Genomic DNA, 17,784 nt, shown 5'->3' with positions numbered 1-17,784 from the left:
GGGCACGCCCGCGGCACCAGTCTCGCCCGTGCGCACGGCTTACAGCGCTGTGGCCTCCGGCAGGCGTCCGAGAACGGGAAGGGGGACGAAGTTCTCCGCGTAGGCCGCTCCGACGCGCATCCCCCACAACCGGCCCAGCGCCTCGGCCATCGGTCCGAAGTGGTCGGTGATCGGTTGGGAGGCGTGCGCGGCCAGGGCACGTCGCTTGGTCTGCCACACCTGGGAGACGTCGACGATCGTGTGGGCGGGGGTCGGTCCGTCCAGGGTGAGGCTGTTGTAGCTGTCGGCGGCGTAGACGCGGCGCGGGTAGCCGGTGGAGATCACCACGTCCGGCAGCGCGTCCAGCAGAGCCTCGGCGACTCGGCGGTGCTCGGGGTGGACGTCGCGCGGCGGGTGGGTGATGACCACGTCCGGCTTGACCTCCAGCAGGAGCTCGCGCACCGCCTCGCCGCAGCCCAGGTCGAACGGGTACAGGCCAGCGCCCAGGACGGCCGCGCCCGCCGCCGCCTCGCTGGCCCTGGGCTCGGTGCACCTGGGTACGGCGACCGTGACGGCCGCACCGGTGGCCGCGCAGCGGGCAAGCGTGCCGCCCGCCCACAGCTCGGCGTCGTCCGGGTGGGCCATCACGGTCAGCACCGAACCCGGCGCGGTGAAGCCGGATGCCGGGCTCACCACAGCCCGAGCTTCTCGATGACCTCCGCTGGCTTGGGCAGCTCCCGGCTCGGGAGACCGGTCGGGAGCACCGGCAGGGGCAGGTCCAGGCGCATCCTGATCAGCCCGCGCCAGGCCAGCACCTGCTCCCATGCCTGTTCCACGGCCTTGCCCTTGGCACCGGTCAGCCTGCCGGAGGCGGGAAGCTCGTCCAGGGCGAGCCCGTCGGCGAGCAGGCGGGCGGCGCTGCTGGTGCCGACGCCCTTGACGCCGGGGATGTTGTCGGCCGGGTCGCCGGTCAGGGCGCGGAAGTCCGCCCACTGCGCCGGGGTGACGCCGAAGCGGTCGAACACCTCGGCCGGGCCGATATGGCGGTTGCCGCGCTTCATGCCGGTGTTGAGCACCCGGACATGTTCGTCCAGCAGTTGGTAGTAGTCCCGGTCACCGGACATGATCCACACCTCGCGCCGCGGGTCGTCCCGGCGGACGGTGGTGACCAGGGTGGCGATGACGTCGTCGGCCTCGGCGGTGTCGATCTCGATCCAGGCAATGGAGTAGCCGGTCAGCCCCTGCTGCACCCACGGCAACGCGCGCAACGGCTTGAGCGCGGCCTCGTCCAGCACCCGGTTCGCCTTGTAGCCGCTGTCCGCGCCTTGGCGCTCGGCGGTACCGTGCTCGCCGTCGAAGACCACGAGCACCTCGGGAGGCTCGGCGAACTCCTCGCGGATGGCTACGCCCAGTAGCGCGAAGAACGCGAACTCGGCGGTCAGGTCCCGCTGCTTGTCGCGGGACAGGACATCGGCCGGGAAGCCGAAGGCCCCGCGCCAGAGCAGATTGTGGCCGTCCACCAGCAGAAGTGGAGCACCGGTCATCACCGCACCGCCTTGATGAAGTCTTGGGCGACTGTGGTGGGCAGATAGTCCCGCGAGCGGTAGTAAGCAGCCCGTGATAGCGCTGCGTAGCGTAGTGGATCGTCGAGCAGGGCCTCGGCGACACGCCACAGCTCGAACTCGCCGCCGCCGACGGGCACGATCACCCCGCCCGCCTGGTCGCCGGTCCCGACGAGCGCGGGCAGGTTGTCGACGTCGAAGGCGACCACCGGGGTGCCCACGCTCATCGCTTCCAGTGCGACCAGCCCGAAGCTCTCCTTGGTGGAAGGCACGATCACCACCGAGGCGCCCGCGAGCCAGGGCTGCACCTCGTGCCACGGCAGCCCGCCACCCTGGATGGCCCCCAGCGGGAGGTGGGCAGCCGAGTGCGCGCACCGCTGATACTCGACGGCCTGGCCGCCGCGCTCGTGCTCGAAGCCGGCTTCGGCCAGCACGACCTCGACCGGGCGCTCGACCAGCCGTCCGGCTTCCAGCAGCGCGTGGACGTTCTTCTCCAGTCCCAGCCTGGCCAGCACCCGCACGGGCGCGGTCCTGCGCAATTTCTCCCGCGCCTGCTCGTCGGCAGGGTGGGCGTCGTGCAGCAGGGCGTTACGCACGAGCTTCCAGCAGGTCGGGTCGTACCCCCGGTCGTACGCCTGCTGGAGGACGACCGGGGCGGGGGCGATGACCAGGTCGGCGCGTTCCAGTGCGGGGACGAGGTCCTGGTCGTGGCCGAGCACGTGCATCGCCAGCACCGAGAACACCCCAGGGCAGCGGGGCGCGAGCCGTCCCAGCCCCCACAGGGCGTCCACGTAGACCGCCACGTCCACGCCGTGGTGGCGGAAGAGGGTGCGCAGTTCATCGGCGACCGCGTGCTCGTGGCCGTCGATCGCCGCTCGCAGGTCATCGTCCGAGGCGGGCCTCGGGATCTTGATCGTCTCCAGGACGGCGGTGTCGGGTTCCGCCGAGGGTGTCGCGGTGACGAGGAGGGTGCGGTGCCCGAGGCCGCGCACCCCTTCGGCGAGGGCAGCGGTCGCCCGTTCCATGCCCGCCGGGGCGTCACGCATGTAGGAGAGCAGGACGAACGCCACGGTCAGCTCACCGGTCACGGTGCACTCCTTCCAGGTGGGGCAGATCGCTCCTGGGGACACCGGGTGGCTGCTCCCAGGGAAAGTTCACCCAGTCCGACACCGGCCAGATCCAGTAGTCCGGACGCAGTCGCGCTCCCGCGTTCAGGCACAGGGTCGCGGTGAGCAGACGGCAGCCCGGCCCGACGACGGGCTTCAATGCCTGGGCCAAGGCGCGCAGGGTCGCCCCGCTGCCACAGATGTCGTCCACGACCAGAACCGTGCCGTTGAAGCCGGTCAACGCCACCGCATCGGCCTGTTCCACCTCGACCTCGCCGGTGGCCTGGAGGTAGGTGCGGTCGTCGATGTTGTGGCGGGCGCGCACGATCAATGGTTCGACGCCCAAGTGCCGCGCCACCTGCCCTGCCGGGATGACACCGCCGTTGGCGATGCCGACGACGCGGCTGACCGCCAGGTGGTCTTCCCTGACCGCGTCCGCCAGCGCTGCGCAGGCCGCCGTCAGCGCCCGCTCGGTCACCCGCCAGATCCGCTGGTGCTCGAACACCCGTTGCCCTGCCGCGTTCACGCGGTCCCCTCCCGGCTGTCCAGGAGCAGGTCCTCGGTGGTGCGCAGTTCGCGCTGGGCACCGATGGACGTGCTGCCCGGCGCGTTGCGCCAGACCCGCCCGTCCGCGCGGACCACGGTGAACCCGCTGGCGTCGTCACGGGTGCGCAGCCGCACCGCCACCGGCCCCTGAGGCAGCGCGGCCACCAGCTCGCGTGCCCTCTCGTCGCCGATCTGCTCGCGGACGAGCGCGGCGCCCTCGCCGATGGGCAGGAACTGCAGGAAGGTCACCCCATGCGCGCCGAGCCGGTCGGCCAGGTCGACCACCTGGCGCAGCCTCCCCGCGGTGCACTTCATCAGCACGGTCTGGAGCTGGACGGGAATTCCATGTGCGACGGCGGCCCGCACCCCTTGGACGGCCCGATCGAACGAACCGGCTCCGCGCCAGTGGTCGTGCGAGGGCGCGTCGTGGCCGTCGAAGCTGACCCGCACGGCGTCGAGCCGGTCCGCCAGCGCCTCGGCCTGGCGGGGCAACCGGGTGCCGTTGGTGGTGACGCTGACCGCGCAGCCTCCCGCGCGCAGCGTGTCGAGCAGGTCGCCCAGGTCCCGCAGCAGCAGCGGCTCGCCGCCGGAGACGTCCACCGCCAGCACCCCGGACTCCGCCAGGACGGCGGCCACGGAGGCGCGGCCGTCGAAGGCCAGTTCGGTCAGGGACTTGTCGTCCAGGCAGTGCGGGCAGGCGAGGTTGCAGCGCACCAGCGGGGACCAGCACAGGCTCACCGGCAGCCGGTCACCGAGGTCGCCGGGGTGGACGAGCGGGAACGCGGTGATCTCGGCGGAGGGCAGCGCCAGGCGGCCGGGTGGCAGGTCGTCGGGGCAGGTGTGGGTCTGGCCGGTGAGGGGGTCGTGGAGCAGCGCGGTCCCGCCGCGCCGTCCGACCGCCACGAAGCGCGGCGTGTCGTCGTGGACCGTGGTGAGGGTGGTCGTCGGGCTGTGGTTCACAGCCATCCCCATTCGTTGAGCACGGCAGCGGTGCCGCGCCAGTCGGACGGATTGGGCAGCAGGGTGAGCGTGAGCGGGGGCGCGTACCGGTGCAGGCACTGCGCGGCGGCTTGGTAGAGGGGGTCGAGCGCGACCAGGACGTGCCGGAGGGCGGGCGCCTCCAGGTCGCGGGCCAGGCGGGCGGCGACCCGCTGGCTGAGCTGGTGGGCCTCCTGGCGGCTGCGCAGCTTGTGGTCGTAGGTGCCGACCGGATCCGTCGGCGCCAGCACGCCGTGCTCGGCGGACAGCACCCGGACGCGGGCCCGGTGCTCGGGGGCGAGCCGGTCGCGCAGGAGCGGGACGAGCGCGCCCTGGTAGATGTCGAAGGCGGGTACCGGGGTGGTGGTGACGAGCTTCTCCCGGCAGCAGGACACCAGCAGCAGCCCTTCCTCCGGGCGCAGCGCGGTGGCGGTGCGGGTCATGGCAGCCGCACCACCCGAAAGCCGATGCCCGGCGAGGCGAGTTCGGCGGGGGCGGCGTTGAGGAAGGTTGTGCGGGCGTAGAGCGGTTGCGAGGCGTAGGAGCCGCCGCGCAGCGTGACCCCGTTGCCCATCGTCACCCGCAGGGTCCACTCCCAGACGTTGCCCGCGACGTCGAGCAGGCCCTCCGGGGTCGCCCCGGCCGGGTGGGCGTCCACCGGGCTGGTGGTGTCCAGGCCGGAGTCGCGCAGGTTCGCCAGCTCCGGCGTCCACTGCTGCTCGCCCCACGGCCACGTCCTGCGGGCCGCGCCGCCCGCCATCCACTCCCACTCCGCCGAGGTCGGCAGGCGACCGCCCAGCGCCCGCGCGAACTCATCCGCCTGGGCGTGGGTGAGCCCGGTGACCGGGTGCCTGCCCCGGTCGTCGGGGAGCCCGTCCTCCAGCTGGGCCCAGGTGATCGGCGTGCGCGTCCACAGCAGGGTGCTGATCTCGATCGGCTTGGCCCGGTCGCCGAAGGCGCAGGTCCCGCCGGGAACCTCGATCCACTCCACGTCCACCCCGGCTCACCCCCCGATCAGGAACAGGTCTTCGACGTTGGCGCGCTCCCGCACCCGGCTCTTGGAGCCGTTGGGGCGCAGCCCTGATCTGGCCAGCGCGTCGGTGATCCGCGCGAAGGCGGATCGCGCGTGGTCGCGGTCCGGCTCGAAGGCCACGTAGTTGTCCACGAAGCGCACCACCCGCAGCCCGTCCAGGTGGGCGTCCGCTCGGGAGAGCCGGAGGTTGATCAGCATCGGGGCCAGTCCGGAGCCGGGGGCGATCGGGTACGGCATCGCGGACAGCGCGGTGCGGATGAGCGCGAGGAAGCTGCCGTCGTGGATGTGCTCGGCGCACCAGCCGACGACCTCGTCCACCGTGGCGCCCTCGGAGGTGGAGGCGACGTCGACGTCGGCCACCGCCCGGAACCCCGCGTCGTGGAAGGCGGCGGCCTGGCGCAGGGCGGTGATCCGGTTGCGCCCAGGGCGGTAGCCCGAGACCCAGTCGCGCAGGACGGCGGTCTCCAAGATCGGTTCCATCGCGTCGCGCAGCGCCCGGTGCACGACCCGGTCCCGTGCCGTGGGTATGGCGACCGTCATGACCTTGCCGGTGTAGGCGGAGAAGGTCACCTCTCGGACCGGTTCCGGCCGCCAGGTCCCGGTGGCCAACTGCTCGGCGAGCCGGGGCAGCAACTCCTGGGAGAGCTTGCGCAGCGCCGCCATGGAGACCCCGTCCGCCCCCGAGGAGGCTCCTCGGCGCCCGCACTTGCGCAGCGCGTCGCGCAGCCGCTTCTCGCTCAGCAGGGGCATCAGGGAGTGCGACTGTGGGGGTGGTGACGCGGGCCGTGGTTGCGCTAGCGTGGGAGGCGCTTGAGCGGCAGGCACGCTCCCCGGATCGTTCACCACTGGCTCGCACCCCAGCACGCGTGAGCCGCGTTCCGGGGAAAGACGGCCCCGCTCAGGCCCGCTCTTCGTGTTCACGACCCACCGCCCTGGTAGGTGGTGGGGTCCACGAGGCCATTGACGCTGAAGGCTTCTCTCCGCTCGACACAGGTCCCGCAGCGCCCGCAGTGCAACTCCTCGCCCCGGTAGCACGACCACGTGCGCCCGAAAAGGACTCCCAGCTCCGCGCCGAGGCGCACGATCTGCGCCTTGGTCAGGGACAGGAACGGCGCGAGGACCTGGAACCACGACGGGAGCAGCCCCTCGTTCGCGGTGAAGGTGCTGCGGGTGAAGTGCTCGACGAACTCCGGGCGGCAGTCCGGGTAGACGGTGTGGTCGCCCGCGTGCGCGCCGAAGGCCACCGCGTCCGCGCCGACCGCGATCGCCACCGACACGGCGATGTCGAGCATCACCGCGTTCCGGTTGGGCACCACGGTCGAGCGCATCGAGTCCGCCGCGTAGTGCCCGTCGGGTACCTGCACCGAGGGGTCGGTCAGCGCCGACCCGCTCAACAACCTGCCGAGCGAGGTCAGCTCGACCACCTCGTGCCGGGCGCCGAGCCGCCTGGCCGCTTCCGCCGCGTACTCGAGTTCGACGCGGTGGCGCTGCCCGTAGTCGAACGACAGCAGCGTCACCCGGCTGCTCCGGTCTGCCAGCCAGTGGGCCAGGACAGTCGAGTCCAGGCCGCCGGAGGCGATCACCACCGCGTGCACGGGCACCCGGTGTACGTCGAGTTCGCCGGTCATGGTCACCACGCCCGCGAGCAGGTGCGGCGGACCGCGCCGACGACGGCGCCCCAGGGCGGCAGCGTGGCCTTGGCCCTCCCGCTCAACCAGCGGGGCTTTCCCGGCGCGGGGATATCACCGGGCAGCGGGAGCGCCTTGCCCGGCTCGTACCAACCGACCTTCGCCGAGAGCAGGTCAGCCACGGTGGACTGCCGCAGCGCGGTGCGCGGGCCGGTGAGGAAGATCCAGTCGTCGGACCTGCCCGCCGCCGTGGCGGGGACGATCACGACGGGGGCCTGGAGCAGCGAGCAGGCCAGGTTGTGGTTGACCTCGGCCGCGAGCCCGGCCCGCATGACCAGCGCGTCCACCACGGTGCCCAGGAGCAGGCAGACCTGCCCGGTCCATGGGTCCGTGGTCGTCGGCCAGTCCGGCGGTATCGGGCGCGGGGCGCACTGCCGCAGCGGGCCGGGCGGGGTGTGCTGCACAGGGCTGGGCATGGTCTTGGTGGTCATCTTCGCTCTCCTCTGGTGGTGCGGCGTGGCCGAGGCGCCTGCTGGCAGGCCTCGGCCACGCCGGGCTCGAGCGCTGTTCGTCGTGGTCACGGAACCGCTGGCACGAACTGCCTGCGGGGGCGCGGCGGGTCCCTGTGCGGGGCGGGACCCGCCGCGACATGGCGGTGGTGCCGGACGTCGGGCGCAACGCTCGGGGGTGCGTCGCCGTCCCGCGCCACCGTGCTCACCGCGCCCCTTAGCGGGCAGCGGGCCCACTCGGCCGCCTGGCGGGGCGGGCGAGGTCGCGCCTGGGCGCGGCGAGCGTGGTCTACGGGCAACCCGGTGGTTCACGAACCGCGAAACACCGGAAGCACGTCGTCACCTTCCTCTCCAATGTCCATGAATCATGACCACATTTTTTGACGAACATGTGCGCAGACACAACTAAACGTCGAACACGCCACCGCAACCAGGGCGACTACCGGGCGTTTTCAGGGCAACATCAGGGCGTCAAAGCCCCTGAACTGCAAAGATGACCGAATACCACGATCGCCACCATTGAAATCCAGAGCTATATTCACCCTGTCAGAAAAACACCCTAAAGTCCTACAAGGGGGCGGAGCAGTGCATAGGGAGAGGCTGAAGAAACGGCGAGTCGAACTGGGTTACAGCCAGGAGAAGCTTGCCGCGCAACTCGACGTGGACTGCTCGACGTACGCCCGCTGGGAACGGGGCGTGCAGGAGCCCTACCCGTGGAACCGCCCCCGGCTGGCGAAGGCGCTGGAGCTCACCGCGCCCGAGCTGCGCCTGCTCCTCGACGAGGAAGGCGAGCAACCACCTGGGCTCTCCCCAAGCAGCACAAGGGGCGGGTTGGCGGGAAGCGACGTGATCGAACTGCTCCACGCCAAGGTCCAGGAGATCCAGCTCGACGACCGCAGGGCAGGCGGCGGACTGCTCCTCCCGGAGCTGGAGCACTACCTGGCGCACGAGGTGGCGCCGCTGCTGACCCACACGCGCGTGCCCGCGCGCGAGCTGTTCGCGGCGACGGCGTCGATTACCGGGATCACCGGGTGGATGGCCCACGACAGCGGCAGGGACGACCACGCCCGCCAGTACTTCGACCGGGCCTACCGGCTGGCCCAGGCAGCCGCCGACCACGCCCTCACCGCCAACGCCTGCGCCTCGATGGCGCACCTGGCCGTCGAGCTCCACCAGCCGCAGGACGCGCTGCGCATCGCCGCCGAGGGGATGCGGCAGGCCCGGTTCGCACAGGACGCGCTGCGGCTGGTCGCCCGCCTGCACGCGATGCGCGCACGGGCCCTGGCACAGCTCGGCGACCACTTCGGCAGCACCCAGGCCCTGGCCGACGCCGAGACGGTGCTGGGCCGTGCCGCCGACGAGGAACCGGCGCGGTGGATCGCCGGATTCGACCGCGCCTCGCTGGCGGCGGAGGCCGCGCTCTGCCACCTGCACCTGGCCGCACAGGACGAGGGCGGGGACAACCGAGACGAACTGCGGGAAGCCGAGCGCTACGCCCGCGAGGTGATCAGGCTCCGCCTGGGTGACCGCGTCCGCAGCCGCGTGCTCGCGCAGGTGACCCTGGCGAACATCCTGGCCCGCGCGCACAGGCCGGAGGAATCCGCCCAGGAGGCGCACACCGCGTGCCGGGAAGCCGCCTCCTTGAGTTCCGCCCGCGTGGTGCAACGGCTCCAAGCGCTCGGCGGCGTGCTGAGCCCGGCATCCCACACCCCGGAAGTGGCGGCCTTGCACGCAGCGCTGGCGGGTCTTGCCACGCTCCCGAGTGAACGACGTGGTGAGATCGAGCAGTGGCCGGTGTGACCGATGATCCAGCCCGATTCGCCTACCTGGCCGAGGGGAACGCGAAGCAGGCGCGCAAGCGGGTGGCGGTAGACCTACTGATCCGCGACCGGGCGGGCCGGGTGCTGCTGGTGAACCCGACCTACAAGGAGCACTGGGACCTGCCCGGCGGGATGGCCGAGAGCAATGAGCCGCCACGCGCCGCCGGCGAGCGGGAACTGGCGGAGGAACTCGGGCTCGCCGTCACCGCAGGACGTCTCCTGCTGCTGGACTGGGTCGGCCCGCACGGTCCCTGGGACGACGAGCTGTACTTCGTCTTCGACGGCGGGACGCTCTCCGACGAGCAGGTCGCCGCCCTCACCATCAACGATTCCGAGATAGCCGAGCTCGCGTTCGTCCCGATCGACCGAGCCGTCGACCTGCTGCGCCCGGACGTTGCCAGCCGCCTCGTGCGCGCGCACCAGGCCCAGCACGACGGCGGGATGGCCTACGTCGAGCACCTGCGTCCGTGAAGGCGTCGGTCAGCGCCGCAGGGCAGCGGCCAAGCGGTTGAGGCAGGTGGTGACGTCGAACTGGTCGAGCGTCTTCACCGCGGGACGCCCGGCGCTCTCGCTGGCCGTGGTCTTGCCGCGGGTATCGGGGTCGCGGAGTTCGACGTCGACGACGAGGTCGCGGGTGGCGGCCAAGCCGGGATCCAGAGTCACGGCGACGGCGAGCGGGTCGTGCAGGTAGCAGGTGTCCTGCCCGAGCAACCGGCTGTAGACGCCGAGGTAGTGCCGGAGCAGGTCGGCGGCGAAGCCCGCGTTCGGTCCTCCCGAGCCAGTGAGGTCCTCGACCCACGCGGCGTCGACCTGGGCGGTGGCAGTGACCTCCAAGCCGACCAGGGTCAGGTCGAAGCCCTTGCCCAGCACCAGGGCGGCGGCCTCGGGGTCGTGCCAGATGTTCGCCTCGGCGTGCGGGGTGATGTTGCCCGTGGTGCCGATCGCGCCGCCCATCACGGTCACCGAGCGCAGCAGCTCTGGGAGTTCTGGCTCGATCAGAGCCGCGAGCGCGATGTTGGTCAAGGGCCCCAAAGCGATCACGGTCAGCTCACCCGGATGGGCCCGTGCCAGCCCGACCAACTGCTCCGCAGCCGAGACACTCACCGGTGCTCGGCTTGACGGCGGCCCCGCCACGCCTGCAAGCCCGTCGCCGCCATGAACCACCTCGCCGGTGCTCAACTCCTGGGCTAGGGGCTGGTGGGCGCCGACCGCAACCGGCACCTCGGTCCACCCAACCCGGTCGAGCAGCCGCAACGCGTTCGCGGCGGCGGTCGGCGAGGGGACGTTGCCGTGGACGCTGCCCACAGCGACGAGTTCAGCGACGTCGCGGTGGGCGGCCAGGTAGAAGATCGCCAAGGCGTCGTCGATGCCGGGGTCTGTGTCGAGAACGATGCGCACCCAGGTCACTCAACCAGTCGGAACGGGTGAGAAGCCGTCACCAATGTGGGTGTACTGCTCTTACGGACAGTATGCGTTAATCCACAGCGGCTCTGGAACCCGACGCGTTACCGAAGGTCCTTTGCGGATAGCGCGGTTTCCGGATCACGCGAAGATCCAGATTTCTGCCCGTTCCGACAGCTATCCTGTCTCGCGTTCGCGCCAGCTGTGCAGGAAACGAGGTGTCGGTGAGGGTGGCTTGTTAGCCGAGGACAGCGGGTGGTCCGTAGCCGACGTCGCCCAGGACATGTGGCAGGTGCGGCCCGAACCTGCGGTCGACCGGTTCGACCTGCCGGGCTGGACCTACGAACGTCAGGTCGTCACCCTCTGCCCGAACTGCGGGGGTCGACTGCACACGCTGCGCAAACCCTACGAGTCAGCGGGCAAGCAGTACCAGTACGTGGCGCTGGTGTGCCCGCAGTGCCCAGCGACGTTCACCCTGGACAGCCTGGGCATCAAGTCGTACGCCGCCCTGCTCAAAGACCGCCCGTCCCGCACCCGGCGTCAGCGCGACAGCAGGCCTCCCGCCCCCGACGGAGAGGACACCACGGTCGCGGGGGTCGCGCAGAAACTGTGGGGTGCGCGTCCAGGAGCGGCGTCGTCAGGGCACCTGCTTCCCGGCTGGGTCCACTTGCGGGAAAGCAGCCTTCGCTGCCCGGTGTGCGCGACCGCGCTGCACGGCCTATCCAGGGTGTACCAGCGCAACGGGCGGCAGCGCGAGGAGGAGGCGCTGGTCTGCCCGCTCTGTCCCGCGAGCTACACGGCTCGTGCGCTGCGGACCTCGCGCCGGAAGGTCCTGAAGGAGCTGCACGCCGAGCAGGACAGCCCGATCCGGGCCATCCCGGCGGCGGAGTTCGTGTCCGCCTCGGGCGGGTCCGCCATTCGTGGGGCCCGAGGATCGGACTGCGACGCGATCCCCGCGCCCGGTGTCCGGGTACGTCGAGTGCACGGTGCCTCGGCGCCCGCGCTGCTCAAGGAGTTGCTCGAGCCGGTAGCCGTTCCACGCCGGTCGGGCAACGGCCCCGCACGACCTGCCGTACCCACCCGCCCCACCGAGCACAGGCTGCTGCACTGGTGCAAAACCACGAACCCGAACCTGGTGCTGCCCCAGATGCCTTATGGGGTCGACGTGCGCGTGCTGCTCCCGGATGTCCCGTCCTTCGACCGCCTGCGGGCGCATCTGGCAGGCTCAAACGCGTCCTACCGGTCGGTGGCGCACTGGGTGGAGGACGAGACGATCTCCACCGTCGGCCCGCAGGGCGAGCTGCTCGCGCTGTCGGTGAGCACGGGTCTGCGTCTCGGCGGGGACCGGCTGGAGTGGAGCACCCCCGCGCTCGACCTGCCCGCCTACGACGCCCGTGACGCCTTCGTCAAGACCTGGGACGCCCACGAGGAGATCGACCCGGCGAGCGAACCGCAGCCGGTGGCGGCGACGCGGTTCGTCCCGGACTCCTGGCTGCCCTACCTGCCGTTCGACCGGTTCAACCCCGCACAGGCAGAGGCCGCCCCGGTGGTGCTGGGCTCGGACGAGCACCTGGTGGTCACCGCGCCCACCGGTGCGGGCAAGACCGTGGTGGGGCTGCTCGCCGCGCTGCGCACGATCCTGGTCCAGTGTCGCAAGGCCGCATGGCTGGTGCCGCAGCGCTCGCTCACCGAGGAGTTGAACCGGGAACTGGCGGGCTGGCGCAGGCTCGGGCTGCGCGTGGAGCAGTTGTCCGGCGAGTACAACGCGGGCGTGGAGAAGCTGCACGAGGCCGACCTGTGGGTGGCCACCACCGAGAAGTTCGAGGCGATCTGCCGCACCAACTCCCTGCAGACCGCGCTGGCCGACGTGGGCTGCCTGGTCGTCGACGAGATCCACCTGCTCGGCGCACCCGGCCGAGGCCCGCTCCTGGAGGCGCTGCTGGCCCGCGTGCAGGGCGTCGGCTCGCCGGTGCGCATCGTTGGCCTGTCCGCCACGGTGGCCAACGCCGCCGAGATCGCCGACTGGCTCCACGGCCGCCTGGTCGCCACCACGTGGCGCCCCTCGCGGGTGACCTGGCAGCTGCCTGCGGTGCCCGCGCACTCAGACCGAGCCGCCGACACCGCCGCGCGCACCAAGGCCTCCGTCGAGCTGACCCGGAGGTTCACCGACGGTGAGGGCAGCGTACTGGTGTTCTGCGGCACCAAGCACAACGTCCGGGCGACAGCCCTCGCGCTGGCCGCGGATCGCGGCGCGGCCGTCGCCGGGGTGTCCCTGGACGACCCCGACCGGCTCCACGAGGTCTGCGCCTCGGTCGGGATCGGGTTGCACTACAAGGACTGGGAGTTCAAGACCGAGGCCGAGCAGCGCTTCCGCGCGCGCCAGTGGGACGTGCTGGTGGCCACGACCACCGTGGCCGCCGGGGTGAACCTGCCCGCACGCGCCGTGGTCGTGCGCGACACCCGCATCGGCCTGGACGACCTCGACGTGGCCACCGTGCAGCAGATGTTCGGCCGCGCCGGGCGCGTGGGCGCCGGGGAGCGGGAGGGCTGGGCGTACCTGGTCACCACCGAGGTCGAGCGCGCCGCGTGGCAGGGCGCGCTGGTCGACGGCTACAGCGTCCACTCGCAGATCCACGACAGCCTGGCCGACCACGTGCTCGCCGAGGTGCTGCAGGGGCGGATCGGCAGCCTGGAGCAGGCCGAGCGCTGGTGGCTGCGCACCCTGTGCCACCACCAGGGCGACGAGGACACCGAGCCGGTCGTCGACGCCGTGGTCTTCCTGGTGGACAACGCGTTCCTCGTCGAGGTTCCCGGACCGGACGGCATCCCCGTCCTGGAGGTCACCGAGCTGGGAAAGCTGACCGCCAGGCTGATGGTCGACACCCGCACCGCGGCCGTCCTGCGGGCGGTCCTGGACGAGGAGGCGGTGCCGACCGATCCCGAACGGGCCGAGGCCGCGCTGATCCGCATCGTGGCCACCGCAGTGCCCGAACTGGCCTACGCCCCGGTGGCCGAACCCCAGCGGCCGATCGTGGCCTCGATCCTCAAGGCCTCCGGGCACCCCGATCAGATCACCCCCGACCGAGCGGTGAGCGGGCTCGGCTCGGCGAAGATGATCTCGCCCGGAGACCTGGCCCAAGCCGCCCTGCTGCTCGTGGCGAACTCACCCCGGCTGTTCACCGGCTTCCGCCGCACGGTCGCCGGACTTCCCAACAACACCGTGTTCCCCGTGCTGGACCGCGCTCCCCGCTACCTGGCGTGGCTGGGAGCGCAAGGGGCGCTGGGCACGGTGCACCCGTGGGCCGCGATCGTCGCGGCCGACCTGGGCAGGCGGGTGCGCTGGCGGCAGTGCGCGCCCCGGCGCGGTGCGGGACGCCTGCTCTGGATGATGGAGCAGATGGCCACCCCGTTGCACGCCACCGAACTGGTGCCCGCGCTGTGGAGGGCGGCCACCGGTCGTGGCGTCGACGCCCCGGACTGGACCAGCACGACCCCACCCGCCCACTGCAAGCTCGACCCCGGCGACTACGTGATGCTGCTGCGGGAGCGCACCACCGGCTGCACCCTCACCGACCTCGGCGTTAGGGCGACAGTTGACGGGTTGAGCACGGGTGTGCTCACCCTGTGGAACTGCCACGCCACCAACAGCGTCGCCATCGACGGCACCACCACAGCGCCTCATCCACCGCCCCGCGCCGACTGCCCGCCGGACACCCATGCGGGAGTGGCGGTGTTCACCAAACGGGGTGATCACAAGGCTCTCGGCTGGTTGGAGGCGTACTCCAGCACATCGCGCTGCAACACCGCTGATTAAGGCTTCCTATGGGCCGATGCGGTCGCGGCCAACCTGCTCGAACGAGAAGAATCAGGGCCGCAACTGCGGGAATTGCTGACCACCCGGACGACGCGTCCTGTCCCGACACCAGCCGCGCTGCTCCGTCGCCACGAGCTCATCGAGTAGCGTTTCCGCAGTACGGGACAGGTCCCAGGTGGCCGGCCCACACAGCGCGATGACTAGACCTACAGCAAGTCACCGGGCGGTCGCGAACTCACCAGGGCGGTCCCGGATGATCGTGGGGTGAGCAGCGACCCCTCCGTCTCGTTACCCCGACCGTCAGTCCCAGAAGCTCCCCCCGTCTCCGCGACGTCCTTGCGGGAGCCGTTGCGGCCGATGCCCGCCCGCACGATCGCGCTGATCGCCGCCGGAATCTTCGTGCTCACCGCTGCTCTGGTGACCGTGCTGTGGTGGGCAGGCACCGCCGGTTTGTCCGGCCGGGACTTGATCGCCGCGCGGTTCGACGCTCTGCGCACCGGGTCGACGATCGGCCTGGGTAGCGGCGGGCTCTTCGCCCTCTACCTGGCCTGGCGTCGCCAGCACGCCACCGAGGTCGCCCTAGTGCACAAGGAACGCGACCAGGCCGACGTCGCCCGCGCCTACGAACTGCAGCGCGAGGTCGCCGAGCACAACCGGTTGCACGCCGAGCGCGTGGCCGCAGCCACAGAGAAAGACGCCGCCGACCGCCAGGTCACCGAGCTCTACACCAAGGCATCCGAACAACTCGGCTCGGACAAGGCCCCGGTCCGCTTGGCCGGCCTCTACGCTCTCGAACGCCTCGCCCAGGACAACCCCGATCACCGCCAGACCGTGGTCAACGTGCTCTGTGCCTACCTGCGTATGCCCTACACCATGCCCGGCTTTCCGCCCGCCGATGACGCCACCCGCGATCGCTATACCGAACGAGTCCAGGAACGCGAGGTCCGCCTCACAGCCCAAAACATCCTCACCTATCACCTCAACCCCGGCCCCAGCCACCAGGCCAAGACCTACTGGCCCCAGACCGACCTCAACCTGACCAACGCCACCCTAATCGACTTCAACATCGCCAACTGCAGACCACATCGCTCCGAGTTCGTCGGGGCGACCTTCATCGGGGACGCCGTGTTCATCGGGGCGACCTTCACCGGAGACGCCGTGTTCCACATGGCAACCTTCACCAGTAATTCCTGGTTCCACGAGACGACCTTCACCGGAAATGCCGTGTTCCGCATGGCAACCTTCACCGGAGAAGCCAAGTTCGGCAAAGCAATTTTCACCAGAGACGCCGCGTTCCGCATGGCAACCTTTACCGGAGACGCCATGTTTCACCTTGCAACTTTCACCGGGAACGTCGCATTCAATAACGTAACCTTCACCGGAGACTTCATGCTCCACGGGGCAATCGCGAGGCATCTAGCGATGACGACCTGGCCCACCGGTTGGGAAATCACCGACGATCACCAGCCGATTGACGGCCGCGAAGGAACCTGGCATCGCCTCGCGAAAGTCGAGGCAGTGCCCACCGACTCCCCGTAGAGGCGACGCGTCAGCGTGATCGAACAAACAAGACAGGAAGCTCACCGGCAACTTCGACTTCTCCAGTCCGCAACCTTCTGTCACAGCATTCGCGAGAATTGCGTGCTTTCCAAACAATACGTTCACCAGTCGCGCGCAAGCACCAGTCCTCTCACGAACATATCTGGAACGTGGGAAATCGAGCCGTGGAAGGGCTTGCCGAAGCTCGAAGGCAAGCCCTTCACGACCGCATCGATCACACACGGTTGACCCAGTGGTGATAGCAGTCGCCTCGTCAGAGAGCGACTACTGGGTGAAGGCCTGAGTCACGTACTCGAACCAGCCGCAGTTGGCGTGGCTCTCCTGCCCACTGGACCTCCACGGCCCGTAGACCCAGCGCCCGAAGAAGGGCTTCTCGCAGTAGAGCGCGACCCGGTGGGTACCGACGGTGTTGACGCAGTACGAGTAGCCACCCTGCAGGTCGTCGTTGATCTGCGCGATGCAGTACGCCGCAGCGCTACCGCGGGCCTCCTCAGTCAGCGGTGCGGCCTGGGCTGCGGTGTCGGTACCGATGAACGCCCCGAGGGCGAACAGCGCCGCCGTGGCCGCGCCGAGCGCCTTCCTGATGGTGCTCACGATCGATTCCTCCTTGGTCGTGGGGAGGTGGAGCCGGTCACGTCTTGGTCTACGGGGTGGTTGTCGCACGGCTGTCGCAGACCGCGCCTCCTCTCAGTGCGACCAGGCCTTCCGCCAGCGTGATCAGGTCTGTGAGCTGGGCAGGACACGATCGGGTGGTTCAGCTGCGGAGCACTTCGCCGGGAGCGCGGTATGCGACACCGTGGCGGGTGGGAGCCGTAGGTGGACGCGGTGCACGAGCTGGAGTGTCGTCGGATGAGCGATCGCGACCGGGTGCGGGCCACTGCCACGCGCCTGCGGGAACTCCTGACCGATCACGCCCCCTACCGTCGACGGTGGGAACGTTCTCTCAAGTCCCACCGGCACAAGGGCCGCGAGATCAACCAGGCGATGGTGTGCCAGACGCTGGCCGAGTACCAGCGGGATAAAGGCGAGGAGTCCGAGCGCGACCTCGAACTGCCCCGCAGGCTCAAGGACAAGGTCAGCCGCGCCCTAGCCGGGCACGTCCTCGGCAGCAGCGTTCTGCGCCTGTTCACCGATGCCTTCGAGATGAGCCAGTTACACCGGGCCGAGCTGTGGGCGCTGTTCTCGGGCGGCGATCCCGCCCGCTTGGTGGTCCTGTCCACGGAGCAGGGCGTGCCAGAGAAACCAGCCGCACCCTTGAGCTATCAGACGATCAACTTGCACGAGTTCCACACCGTCGGTGCCGACGGGCTCCCTGCAGCGCACCGCACGGTGCACGTCGTCCGGGCCCTGGGGCCGCTACGGGGCTACGCCTACCGGTTCGACACCTCGGCGGCGACGGTGGAGGTCCTGCGCGGCGGTACCGCAGGCCCGGTGTACCGGACTGCCGAACCGGACGTCTACGCCGTGGACATCGTCTTCCACCACCCACTGGAGCCGGGCCAGACCACTTCCTTCGAGTACCGCACGCTGTTCGACTACAGCGCGCCCCCACCAGCGGAGTTCCGCCGCGCCTGCCGCAACCCGGTGGAGAACGTCTCGCTCGACGTCCAGTTCCACCCCGACCTGCTGCCCGAGGCGGTGTGGTGGTCGATCTGGGACGGACTGGACGGCCCGATCACCGAGCAGATGCCGGAACCGCTGAAGCAGGGCGGGTCGGTGCACCGGTACGTCGACGCGTTCGAGGGGGTCGCCGGGTTCCACTGGACCTTCGGCGACCGGGCCCCCTCACGACCTCGCCGACGCTGAGAGGAGCCTGCAAAGAGTGGACAGGGACGGATGACGGCAGGC

At 70.6% G+C, this 17,784-nt stretch carries 17 protein-coding genes and 1 pseudogene; 6 read left to right on the top strand and 12 right to left on the bottom strand.

Translation table 11 applies throughout. The annotated features are described in order from the left end of the window. Positions 1 to 39 precede the first annotated feature (39 nt). From LV78_RS41150 to LV78_RS30735, 10 genes are all read right to left on the bottom strand, one after another. Positions 40 to 672, bottom strand: a complete 633-nt coding sequence (locus LV78_RS41150; RefSeq protein WP_308208776.1) for a PIG-L deacetylase family protein — start codon at positions 670 to 672, stop codon at positions 40 to 42. Further along, positions 669 to 1,523, bottom strand: coding sequence for a 5'-3' exonuclease (locus LV78_RS30775; RefSeq protein ID WP_253849528.1), 855 nt, complete (start codon positions 1,521 to 1,523; stop codon positions 669 to 671). The genes LV78_RS41150 and LV78_RS30775 overlap by 4 nt, the downstream gene beginning before the upstream one ends. Beyond that, complete coding sequence (locus LV78_RS30770) at positions 1,523 to 2,629, bottom strand: glycosyltransferase family 4 protein (RefSeq protein WP_253849527.1); 1,107 nt, start codon at positions 2,627 to 2,629, stop codon at positions 1,523 to 1,525. Before LV78_RS30770 ends, LV78_RS30775 begins: the two co-directional genes overlap by 1 nt. Further along, positions 2,619 to 3,125, bottom strand: coding sequence for a phosphoribosyltransferase (locus tag LV78_RS30765; protein WP_253849526.1), 507 nt, complete (start codon positions 3,123 to 3,125; stop codon positions 2,619 to 2,621). The genes LV78_RS30770 and LV78_RS30765 overlap by 11 nt, the downstream gene beginning before the upstream one ends. A gap of 44 nt (positions 3,126 to 3,169) precedes the next feature. Beyond that, positions 3,170 to 4,159, bottom strand: coding sequence for a radical SAM protein (locus LV78_RS30760; RefSeq protein ID WP_253849525.1), 990 nt, complete (start codon positions 4,157 to 4,159; stop codon positions 3,170 to 3,172). After that, entirely contained in the window at positions 4,150 to 4,614 is a 465-nt protein-coding gene (locus LV78_RS30755; protein ID WP_253849524.1) for a DUF6884 domain-containing protein, read from the bottom strand. The genes LV78_RS30760 and LV78_RS30755 overlap by 10 nt, the downstream gene beginning before the upstream one ends. Then, entirely contained in the window at positions 4,611 to 5,168 is a 558-nt protein-coding gene (locus LV78_RS30750) for a formylglycine-generating enzyme family protein (RefSeq protein ID WP_253849523.1), read from the bottom strand. The genes LV78_RS30755 and LV78_RS30750 overlap by 4 nt, the downstream gene beginning before the upstream one ends. A 6-nt stretch (positions 5,169 to 5,174) precedes the next feature. Then, positions 5,175 to 5,954, bottom strand: a complete 780-nt coding sequence (locus LV78_RS30745; RefSeq protein WP_253849522.1) for a reverse transcriptase family protein — start codon at positions 5,952 to 5,954, stop codon at positions 5,175 to 5,177. Positions 5,955 to 6,121: 167 nt separating this feature from the next. Then, the gene (gene queC, locus LV78_RS30740) at positions 6,122 to 6,832 is read right to left on the bottom strand and encodes a 7-cyano-7-deazaguanine synthase QueC (RefSeq protein ID WP_253849521.1); all 711 of its coding nucleotides are present in this window, start codon (positions 6,830 to 6,832) and stop codon (positions 6,122 to 6,124) included. A gap of 2 nt (positions 6,833 to 6,834) precedes the next feature. Further along, the gene (locus LV78_RS30735; RefSeq protein ID WP_253849520.1) at positions 6,835 to 7,323 is read right to left on the bottom strand and encodes a hypothetical protein; all 489 of its coding nucleotides are present in this window, start codon (positions 7,321 to 7,323) and stop codon (positions 6,835 to 6,837) included. 603 nt (positions 7,324 to 7,926) lie between these two features. On the opposite strand from LV78_RS30735, the pseudogene LV78_RS42105 reads away from it, so the two are divergent. The 3 genes and pseudogenes from LV78_RS42105 to LV78_RS30725 all read left to right on the top strand — a co-directional run. After that, positions 7,927 to 8,037: pseudogene (locus tag LV78_RS42105) on the top strand (helix-turn-helix transcriptional regulator); the annotation flags it as partial. Further along, positions 8,038 to 9,141: an NsdA family TPR-like regulatory protein gene (locus LV78_RS30730; RefSeq protein WP_344621263.1), complete on the top strand. Its 1,104-nt coding sequence runs from the start codon at positions 8,038 to 8,040 to the stop codon at positions 9,139 to 9,141. It begins immediately after the preceding pseudogene. Beyond that, entirely contained in the window at positions 9,138 to 9,632 is a 495-nt protein-coding gene (locus LV78_RS30725; RefSeq protein ID WP_253849518.1) for an NUDIX domain-containing protein, read from the top strand. The genes LV78_RS30730 and LV78_RS30725 overlap by 4 nt, the downstream gene beginning before the upstream one ends. Positions 9,633 to 9,641: 9 nt before the next feature. Here the strand turns inward: LV78_RS30725 and LV78_RS30720 are convergent, their stop codons facing one another. After that, positions 9,642 to 10,559 carry a nucleoside hydrolase gene (locus LV78_RS30720; protein ID WP_253849517.1) on the bottom strand — a complete coding sequence of 306 codons (918 nt, stop codon included), beginning with the start codon at positions 10,557 to 10,559 and terminating at the stop codon, positions 9,642 to 9,644. A gap of 238 nt (positions 10,560 to 10,797) precedes the next feature. On the opposite strand from LV78_RS30720, the gene LV78_RS30715 reads away from it, so the two are divergent. Further along, complete coding sequence (locus tag LV78_RS30715; protein ID WP_253849516.1) at positions 10,798 to 14,376, top strand: DEAD/DEAH box helicase; 3,579 nt, start codon at positions 10,798 to 10,800, stop codon at positions 14,374 to 14,376. A gap of 357 nt (positions 14,377 to 14,733) precedes the next feature. Further along, positions 14,734 to 15,915, top strand: a complete 1,182-nt coding sequence (locus LV78_RS30710) for a pentapeptide repeat-containing protein (RefSeq protein WP_253849515.1) — start codon at positions 14,734 to 14,736, stop codon at positions 15,913 to 15,915. A gap of 285 nt (positions 15,916 to 16,200) precedes the next feature. On the opposite strand, the gene LV78_RS30705 is transcribed toward LV78_RS30710, so the two are convergent. Then, on the bottom strand, positions 16,201 to 16,530 hold the full coding sequence (locus LV78_RS30705) for a hypothetical protein (protein WP_253849514.1): 330 nt from the start codon (positions 16,528 to 16,530) through the stop codon (positions 16,201 to 16,203). A 255-nt stretch (positions 16,531 to 16,785) separates the two neighbouring features. On the opposite strand from LV78_RS30705, the gene LV78_RS30700 reads away from it, so the two are divergent. Then, positions 16,786 to 17,742, top strand: a complete 957-nt coding sequence (locus tag LV78_RS30700) for a hypothetical protein (RefSeq protein WP_253849513.1) — start codon at positions 16,786 to 16,788, stop codon at positions 17,740 to 17,742. Positions 17,743 to 17,784: the final 42 nt, after the last annotated feature.

The sequence above is a fragment of the Actinosynnema pretiosum genome, from assembly GCF_024171695.1.
Classification (GTDB): Bacteria; Actinomycetota; Actinomycetes; order Mycobacteriales; family Pseudonocardiaceae; genus Actinosynnema; species Actinosynnema pretiosum.
The sequence above is the reverse complement of the archived record's forward strand: the minus strand, read 5'-3'. Positions and strand labels throughout refer to the sequence as shown.